Raw genomic sequence first — 9,136 nt, 5'->3', positions numbered from 1 at the left:
GCGGCGATCACGGCCGCGTACCGGTTGGGTGGCACTCCGGCCAATCCTCATGTCGTGGGTGTGCGCGGTCACCAACTGTGAGAGGTTTGACCGCATGGGTCGACTATTCGGCACTGACGGCGTCCGCGGGGTCGCCAATCGTGAGCTCACCGCCGAGCTCGCGTTGGCCCTCGGCGCCGCCGCCGCACGGCGGCTGACCAGGTCGAACAGCGGACGGCGACGTGTCGCGGTGATCGGTCGCGATCCCCGTGCCAGCGGCGAGATGCTGGAAGCCGCGGTGATCGCCGGCCTGACCAGTGAGGGCGTCGACGCGCTGCGGGCCGGTGTACTGCCGACCCCGGCGGTGGCCTACCTGACCCACGCCTACGACGCCGACTTCGGCGTGATGATCTCCGCGTCGCACAACCCGATGCCCGACAACGGCATCAAGATCTTCGGGCCGGGCGGACACAAGCTCGACGACACGACCGAAGACCAGATCGAGGATCTGGTCGCGACCGGACCGGGGCTGCGTCCCGTCGGCGCGGAAATGGGCCGGGTGATCGACGCCGAGGATGCGCTGGACCGTTACCTCCGGCAGGTCGGCAAGGCCGGCACCGTCCAACTCAACGGGCTGACCGTGGTCGTGGACTGTGCACACGGCGCCGCCTCGGCGGCCGCACCGCGTGCCTACCGCGCCGCCGGTGCGCGGGTCATCGCGATCAACGCCGAACCCAACGGCCTGAACATCAACGACCGCTGCGGCTCGACGCATCTGGACGTGCTGCGCTCGGCGGTCCTGCACCACGGCGCCGACCTCGGCCTGGCCCACGACGGCGATGCCGACCGGTGCCTGGCCGTCGATGCCGCCGGTGAGATTGTCGATGGCGACGCGATCATGGTGATCCTCGCGCTGGCCATGCAGGAGGCCGGCGAGCTGGCCGGCAACACGCTGGTCGCCACCGTGATGAGCAATCTCGGCCTGCACCTGGCGATGCGGGCGGCCGGAGTCGAGGTTCGCACCACCAGCGTCGGCGACCGATATGTGTTGGAAGAGCTGCGATCTGGTCCGTTCAGCCTCGGCGGCGAGCAGTCCGGACACATCGTCTTGCCCACGTTGTCCACCACCGGTGACGGCATTCTGACCGGTCTGCGGCTGATGTCGCGGGTGGCCCAGACCGGCGCGTCGCTGGCCAGCCTTGCCTCGGCGATGCACACCCTGCCGCAGGTGCTGATCAACGTCGGGGTCGCCGACAAGGTCGCTGCCGTTGCCGCGCCGTCGGTGCGCGACGCGGTTGCGCAGGCCGAAGACGAACTGGGCGACACCGGTCGAATCCTGTTGCGCCCCTCCGGAACCGAACAGATGATCCGGGTCATGGTGGAAGCCGACGACGAGCACGTCGCTCATCGGCTCGCCGCCCACGTCGCCGACACAGTGCGCGCCACACACTAGGCGGAACCGTCGGGCGACGCGTCGCGTCGAACCCGTTATGGCACAACGAGACGCATTCGTCGACGCTGCGGCAGTGCATGCGGTTGCGAACCGATTCAACGACGCAGCACATCTCATCGACGGCGCGGTGCGCACCCACTTCGGCAGGTTGGCTTTCGACGGCACCACGTCGGGGCGCGCATACATAGGTCAGGGTGATGCACTGCGGTTTGCGCTGCATCGGCTCGCCGGCGAGCTCACGCAATGGGCGCGGGCCAGCATGGAGGTCGGGGCTGCCTTGCGGGCCAGTGCCAATCGCTACGCCGACGCCGACCAACTCGCCGCGGCACGGATCGGCTGACACATGGCCGATCGGTTCGATGTCAGCACGCGGCTGGCCGAGGGCAGGCCCGCGGTCGAGCACACCCAGACCTACGTCGACGCATGCCATCAGCTCGGCTATCAGCAGCCCGACCTCACCGCGCACACGTCGCAGGTCTGGGACTGGTATGACACCGAGGCCGGGCTTGACCTGCGGATACTCGACGACGACGTCGGCACGCTGCGTGCCGCGGTGCACGCCGTCGAGGAGGCGCTGTGGGTGCAGCGCACGCAGGTCACCGAACTCGCGGCCGCGTGGCGAGGTTCGGGGGCGGACACCGCGATGCGGTTTCTCCAGCGCCACTGCGATGTCGCTGCCGAGGTGGCCGCCCATGTCGGCGCTGCTGCTGAACACTATGCCGCCCTGCGCGACGACGTGTGGCGGTCGGTCGATGGCAAGGTCGCAGACGCGGTCGCCATCGATGAGCGCCGAACAGCGGAGCGGTCGTCTTGGCTGGCCGCTTGCCGCTCCGTCACGGCCGGGACGGGAGACCGCTCGACGGCCGAAGAGGTGATCCGCCAGCAGGTCAAACCTTATGTGGACAACGACATTCGCAACGACTGGCTCGCCGCGATGGGCGCCGGCTCGGCGTCGGTTGCGGCGTCCTACGACGAGGCCATCCACGCGTTGGCCTCGACGTTCGAAGTGCGTTTCGATGTTCCGGGCGACTTCGGCCCGAGTTGGCAACCGGCCTTCGAGGAGCGCCCGGTCACCGGGGCGACGCCGATGGTGGCCCTGCCGGCCGCGCCGGCGCCGACCGTGCCCGCCGCCGCGCCGGCTATCCGGCCACCGACAAGTCCAGAGCCACAGGGGTTTTCGACGGGCGTGCCCGACGATGCGGCATCAATGCCGACCGAATTGGCGGCGCCGCTTGGCGATGCCAGCGGATTGTCCACCGGTGCAGGCAATCTCGGCGGACTTGGCGGTATCACGGGCGGCATTGGTGGCGTCGTCGGAAGCATCGTCGACAGTATCGGCAGCATTCTCGGCTCATTGGCCGGCGGGCTCGGCGATGGCTCCGGGTCGGGCGATGCGCTGACCGGTGATCCCGTAGACCTGGATGATGCCGACAAGCAAGAAGACGTCGACACCAACGAAAAGGCTGAGCCGGTCAGCGCCGACGAGCCCACCGCAGCCGAACAGCCTGTCGATCCGATCGCCGAAAATCCACCGGCAACAAGCGATTCCGTGGCCGAACCGATCGGGCAGCAACTCGATCCGCCGCCACCCGCTGCACCACCGGGTGATCAGCCCCCACCAGCCGCGGCGCCGCAAACTGATGGATCGACACCGTGTGAGATCGCCGAGGATGAACTACCTCAAGCAGGGCAGTGACGTCAACGCTCAGCCCTTGAGCAGGGCGACGAACTTCTCTTCGGGGCTTATGGGCGTGGCATCGTCTCCCATCGGGAGGGTCTTGGGAAGTTGCACGTCGGGGTCGGCGAAGTCGCGATATGTCTTGTCGCCGGTCAGCGCATACAGCAGGTAACCGGTCAGCAATGCACGGGTTGTCTTCTGTGTCTTGCGATCCGGGGCGCCCAGGCCGAACGCCGTCGTCAACCGACGACCCTCGGCCAGCCCGGTGGGCTTTGCTTTGGCGACGATGCGCAGCGTCGCGGTGTCCCACGCTTGCCAGAGTTCAATGGCGTTGGAGCGCAGTTCTTTTGCGGATCCCGGTGCGCCGAAAACTACGCCCGGAACGTTGAGCGTCGAGGCCGGCTGCTCGGCCGGCGGGTTGGTGATGGTGGGGTAAAGGGCGGCAACCGCTTGGGGCTTGGCCTTCATACCGGCGGCCGCGAACACCGCTGCCGAGCCGCCGAAGCCGTGACCGATCACGCCGAGTTTGGCGGGATGCACGCTGATCTTGCCCGGCCCGAGTCGCACTCCTGCGGCGATATCGAGCGCGGTGCCCAAGTCGAAGGCCAGGTTCAACACCGACGGCGCCACCCCGCGCTCGGTGTCGGGTGCGGCCGCGACGATGCCCCACGACGCCAGGTGCTCCAGCAGGCCCGTATAGCGCGCGACCCCGGTGAGCCAGTCGTGGCCGAACGCCACGCCGGGCAAGTCGAAACCGGACTCGGGCGTGTAAACCACGCCGGGTAATCCCGCGAAGGCCAAGTCGCCGCGCAAAACTCGGTGCGGCCCGCGTCGCGTGAGGGTGCCGACGAGCTTGCTGGTCTTTGCCACCAGTCGACGGTAGCGCACGTCAGCACCGGCCCGATTGCCTTGCCGCGCGGCACACCAGCGGATATCAAGCTGGTTGACAGTAAGTCGCCAGCAAACACGCCTGGAACGGACGTTTCACCGGGCGGACGAAGTGGTACGACCGTGCCATGAATATGAAACGAATCGCAGCCGCCACAGCCATTACCGCGAGCTTGGGTCTTGTCGGTATCGGCACGGCGAGCCTGGCCGAAGCCCAGCCGACCGCCCCGTTGCCCGATTACCACTGGTGTCCCGGACAGTGGTTTGACCCAGCGTGGGGCCACAACTGGGACATGGGCCGCTGTCACGACGACAATTACTTCGACGGCGAACCGCATGACGTCGGCCACTGGCACGGCATGGGCCCGTGGCGTCCGTAAGCTAGCCGACGATCCAGTTAGCGCAGCCGTCCCACTCGGGGCGGCTGCCCTATTTGGTGGACGCTTCGCAGACCAGGCCCCTTACGCGATGGTCAACGCCGGTTGGGCTTGGTATTGAATCCTATTTAAAACCAAGCTTATTCACAGGAACTCATAACAAATTTTGCCGAGCTAAAGGTTTAGCTGGACGGCCCCGGGTGGTACCAAGAACGAATGATAAACATCAAACGAATCGCAGCTGCGACTGCCATCGTCTCGGGTCTTGGACTTGCCGGCGTTGGCGCGGCGAGCGTCGCTGAGGCCCAGCCGATGGCTCCGCTTCCCGACTACCACTGGTGTCCCGGTCAGTTCTGGGACCCGGGCTGGGGTAACAACTACGACTGGGGCCGTTGCCATGATGACAACTACTTCGACGGTGAACCGCACGATCGGGATCACTGGCACGGTCAGGGCGACTGGCGCGACGATCGCGGTGGCCAGGGTGGCTGGGACAACGGCCGAGGCCCCGGTTGGGACAACGGCAATGGCCCCGGTTGGGACAACGGCCGTGGCCCCGGTGGTCCGGGTTATGACAACCATGGCCCCGGTGGCCCCGGATGGAATGACCACAACGGCCGGTGAGCCGGTAAACAGATAACCGGCCTCTTGCAGGTCAGGCGCGTACAGCCGTCCATGTTGGGGCGGCTGTACTGCGTTGTCTGGACCCGTTGTGCGCGTCTCGGGCCGCCAGACTGCACTACCCTGGTGGGCTATGTGCGGAATCGTCGGCTACGTCGGGCATCAGCCTGCCCTTGACGTTGTCGTCGACGCGCTGCGTCGGATGGAGTACCGCGGCTACGACTCGTCGGGCGTAGCGGTAGTCGACGGGGACGGGAAGCTGACGGTCCGTCGGCGCGCCGGCCGGTTGGCCAACCTGGAGAGCGCGCTCGCGGAGACCGACCCTGCAGCCCTGGTCGGCAGCACCGGCCTGGGACACACGCGCTGGGCCACCCATGGACGTCCCACCGACCGCAACGCTCACCCGCACCGCGACGCGGCGGGCAAGATCGCAGTCGTTCACAACGGCATCATCGAGAACTACGCGACTCTGCGCCACGAGCTCGAGGCAGCCGGTGTCGAGTTTGCCAGCGACACCGACACCGAGGTGGCAGTTCACCTGGTCGCCCTCGAATACCACCAGGGCGAGACGGCGGGCGATTTCACCGCTTCGGTGCTGGCCGTGCTGCGCCGCCTCGAGGGCCACTTCACCGTGGTGTTCGCCAACGCCGACGAACCCGGGACCATTGTCGCGGCGCGCCGGTCCACGCCGTTGGTGGTCGGCATCGGCGATGGCGAAATGTTCCTCGGCTCCGACGTCGCCGCATTCATCGAACACACCCGCGACGCGGTCGAGCTCGGCCAGGACCAGGCCGTCGCGATCACCGCCGACAGTTATCGGGTCACCGACTTCCACGGCAACGATCTGACCGCAAGTGCTCGAACATTTCATATCGACTGGGACTTGGATGCCGTTGAAAAGGGCGGCTACGAGTACTTCATGCTCAAGGAGATCGCCGAGCAGCCCACCGCGGTAGCCGACACTCTGCTCGGACACTTCGTGGACGGCCGCATCGTGCTAGATGAGCAGCGGCTCTCCGATCAGGAACTGCGCGAGATCGACAAGGTTTTCGTCGTTGCCTGTGGCACCGCGTACCACTCCGGGCTGCTGGCCAAATACGCGATCGAGCACTGGACCCGGCTGCCCGTCGAGGTAGAGCTGGCCAGCGAGTTCCGCTACCGCGACCCGGTGCTGGACCGCAGCACGCTGGTGGTGGCGATCTCGCAGTCGGGGGAGACCGCCGACACCCTGGAGGCCGTGCGGCACGCCAAGGAGCAGAAGGCCAAGGTCTTGGCGATCTGCAACACCAACGGCTCGCAGATCCCGCGGGAATGCGATGCGGTGCTGTACACGCGCGCCGGCCCGGAGATCGGGGTGGCGTCGACGAAGACGTTCCTGGCCCAGATCGCCGCGAACTACTTGGTCGGACTCGCGCTCGCGCAGGCCCGCGGGACCAAATACCCCGACGAGGTCGAACGCGAATTCCGCGACCTGGAGTCGATGCCCGATCTGGTGGCCCGCGTGATCGCCGAGATCGCGCCGATTGCCCAGCTGGCCCGTCGGTTCGCCCAGGCGTCGACGATCCTGTTCCTCGGCCGCCATGTCGGCTACCCGGTGGCGCTGGAGGGCGCGCTGAAACTCAAGGAACTGGCCTACATGCACGCCGAGGGCTTCGCCGCCGGTGAGCTCAAACACGGTCCGATCGCACTGATCGAAGACGGTCTGCCGGTGATCGTGGTGATGCCCTCACCGAAGAGCTCGGCCATGCTGCACGGCAAGTTGCTGTCCAACATCCGCGAGATCCAAACCCGTGGCGCCGTCACCATCGTCATCGCCGAGGAGGGCGACGAGACGGTTCGCCCGTACGCGGACCACCTCTTCGAAATCCCCGCGGTATCGACGCTTTTGCAGCCGTTGCTGTCGACCATCCCGCTGCAGGTGTTCGCCGCCTCGGTGGCACAGGCCCGCGGTTACGACGTCGACAAGCCGCGCAACTTGGCCAAGTCGGTCACCGTCGAGTAGCCGGCACGCCGATGACCTCCGTCAATGCTTAACGTGGCGGTAACTGGTGGCCCCTACGGTGGGCGGATGCGACACATGTCGCCGCGAACGTTGGGTGCCGAAGAGGAGTTTCACCTTGTCGATCTCAAGACGAGGCGACTGACGGCACGCGCCCCCGAATTGCTGGCCGAGCTGTCCGACCACTACGTCGCCGAGCTGCAGCGCTGCGTCGTCGAGACGAACACCCGCGTGGTCGATTCGCTGGACGGATTGCACGGTGAACTTGTCGATCACCGCCGGGTCTTGGTCGATACCGCCGCCGAGCTGGGCATAGGCGTGGTAGCGGCGGGGGCCATGCCGTTGTCGGTGCCCGCCGAAATGCAAGTCACTAAAACCCCGCGCTACCGGCAGATGCTTGCCGACTATCAACTGCTGGCGCGCGAGCAGCTAATCTGCGGCACCCAGGTGCATGTCGGAGTCGACGACCGCGACGAGGCCGTCGCGGTCGCCCACCGAGTGTCCGCGTATCTGCCGACGTTGCTCGCGCTGTCGGCCAGCTCGCCGTTCGCGTCCGATGGCTCAGATACCGGCTATTCAAGTCTGCGCACACTCGTCTGGCAGCGTTGGCCGACGACGGGCCCGGCCGCCCCGGTGCAATCGGCCGAGGAATACGACACGCTGGTCCAAGATCTGGTGGCCAGCGGGGTTATCAGCGACGCCGGGATGGTCTACTTCGACGTCCGACCGTCAAACTCGGTGCCGACGTTGGAACTGCGGGTATGCGACAGCTGTCCGTCGGTCGACACCATCCTGCTGATCGCCGGGCTGTTTCGGGCGTTGGTCGAGCGCGAGGTCGACGCCGCGCGGGCCGGCGCCCCACCGACGATCCTGTCGCCGGCACTGGGCCGGGCCGCGGTCTGGCGGGCCGCCCGGTCGGGGTTGGAGGGCGACCTCGTCGACGTCCGCGCTCCGGCCGGCAGGCCGGCCTCCGAGGTGGTCACCGACCTGGTCGAATCGCTGCGTCCGCAACTCGAAGACAGCGGGGACTGGGACATCGTCAGCGAGTTGGCCCGACAGGTGCTGATCGCGGGCACGTCGTCGGCCCGGCAACGGCGGGCGCTGCGCCGCCGCGGCCGCCTCACCGACGTCGTCGATCAGCTGATCGCCGAGACCGCCGGCCGCTTGCCCAGCGCGGCGACGGCCGTCGGCGGCGACCCGACCCTGCTGTTCGGCTACCACCGCGGCACCGACCCGGCGGTTCGCGTCGCCCGCGGCAACGTCGACGTCAGCTACGACGAAGCCGTCGACACCGACGGTCACCCACGGCAGCGCTATCGGACGGTCCTCGACACCATTGCCCGCCTCGGGGTGGTGCAGCTGCGGTTTCGGGAAGGATGCATCGAGCAGGAGCAGCGCGCCGACAACATCACCTTCCGCGTCACCGGCCAGACCCGCGCCCAGCTGTTCCCGGTCGACCTGATACCGCGCATTGTGGCCGCGGACGAGTGGGCGCAGCTAGCCGAAGGCCTAGGTCAGCGAGCCCGGGCGCTGGACGCATTCCTCCGCGATATCTATTCCGAGCAGGCGATCGTCGCCGATGGCATCATCGGTGTGCAGGCCCTCGACCGCGCACCCGGCTTCCGATCCACGGGCCGGTTGGGCGGCGACACGGTGCGCGCGCACATCAGCGGCACCGACGTCGTCTGCGACCGCGCCGGCCACTGGATGGTGCTCGAAGACAACCTGCGGGTGCCATCGGGCGCCGCGTACGCGATCGTCAACCATCGGTTGCTGAGCAAGCACCTCCCCGAGCCGCAACCGCTGGGCGCGATCGAAGACGTCGACCGGGCGCCGCAGATGTTGCTTGAAACGCTGCGGGCAGCGGCGCCGCCGCACGCCCCTGACGACCCCGTGGTCGTGCTGCTGTCCGCTGGCTGGGAAGACTCGGCCTGGTTCGAGCACACTTTCCTGGCCGACGAGATGGGCGTCGCGCTCGTGCAGCCGACGGACCTGTCGGTGCGCGACGGAAAGCTGGTGCGCCACATCGGTTCCGACGTCCGACGCATCGACGTCGCCTATGCGCGGATGGACGAGGACATGCTGCTGTCTTCTACCGGATACGACGGCGCTCCGCTGCGGCCTGGGCTGCTCGGCGCGAT

8 protein-coding genes and 1 pseudogene are annotated in these 9,136 nt (G+C 67.4%); 8 read left to right on the top strand and 1 reads right to left on the bottom strand.

The annotated features are described in order from the left end of the window. Positions 1 to 94: 94 nt before the first annotated feature. The 3 genes from glmM to VGH54_RS11655 are packed head-to-tail and all read left to right on the top strand — an operon-like array spanning position 95 to position 3,128. Complete coding sequence (gene glmM / locus VGH54_RS11665) at positions 95 to 1,432, top strand: phosphoglucosamine mutase (RefSeq protein WP_331512150.1); 1,338 nt, start codon at positions 95 to 97, stop codon at positions 1,430 to 1,432. 37 nt (positions 1,433 to 1,469) lie between these two features. Then, a complete protein-coding gene (locus tag VGH54_RS11660) occupies positions 1,470 to 1,772 on the top strand; it encodes a type VII secretion target (RefSeq protein WP_331512149.1) in 303 nt (100 codons plus the stop codon). 3 nt (positions 1,773 to 1,775) lie between these two features. Next, entirely contained in the window at positions 1,776 to 3,128 is a 1,353-nt protein-coding gene (locus VGH54_RS11655) for a hypothetical protein (protein WP_331512148.1), read from the top strand. A 9-nt stretch (positions 3,129 to 3,137) separates the two neighbouring features. Here VGH54_RS11655 and VGH54_RS11650 read toward each other — a convergent pair whose 3' ends face one another. After that, positions 3,138 to 3,980 (bottom strand): hypothetical protein, encoded by an 843-nt coding sequence (locus VGH54_RS11650; protein WP_331512147.1) that lies wholly within the window; start codon positions 3,978 to 3,980, stop codon positions 3,138 to 3,140. Between the two features lie 146 nt (positions 3,981 to 4,126). On the opposite strand from VGH54_RS11650, the gene VGH54_RS11645 reads away from it, so the two are divergent. From VGH54_RS11645 to VGH54_RS11625, 5 genes and pseudogenes are all read left to right on the top strand, one after another. Next, the gene (locus tag VGH54_RS11645; protein WP_331512146.1) at positions 4,127 to 4,378 is read left to right on the top strand and encodes a hypothetical protein; all 252 of its coding nucleotides are present in this window, start codon (positions 4,127 to 4,129) and stop codon (positions 4,376 to 4,378) included. Positions 4,379 to 4,591: 213 nt separating this feature from the next. Continuing rightward, entirely contained in the window at positions 4,592 to 4,999 is a 408-nt protein-coding gene (locus tag VGH54_RS11640) for a hypothetical protein (RefSeq protein ID WP_331512145.1), read from the top strand. Positions 5,000 to 5,129: 130 nt separating this feature from the next. Then, positions 5,130 to 6,998, top strand: coding sequence for a glutamine--fructose-6-phosphate transaminase (isomerizing) (glmS, locus tag VGH54_RS11635; protein WP_331512143.1), 1,869 nt, complete (start codon positions 5,130 to 5,132; stop codon positions 6,996 to 6,998). A gap of 66 nt (positions 6,999 to 7,064) precedes the next feature. Beyond that, positions 7,065 to 8,222, top strand: a pseudogene (locus VGH54_RS11630) (carboxylate-amine ligase); the annotation flags it as partial. A gap of 123 nt (positions 8,223 to 8,345) precedes the next feature. After that, positions 8,346 to 9,136, top strand: a 791-nt coding sequence (locus VGH54_RS11625; RefSeq protein WP_331512151.1) for a circularly permuted type 2 ATP-grasp protein, incomplete at its 3' end; no start/stop codon positions are given.

It is taken from the genome of Mycobacterium sp. (assembly GCF_036488105.1).
Lineage (GTDB): Bacteria > Actinomycetota > Actinomycetes > Mycobacteriales > Mycobacteriaceae > Mycobacterium.
The sequence above is the reverse complement of the archived record's forward strand: the minus strand, read 5'-3'. Positions and strand labels throughout refer to the sequence as shown.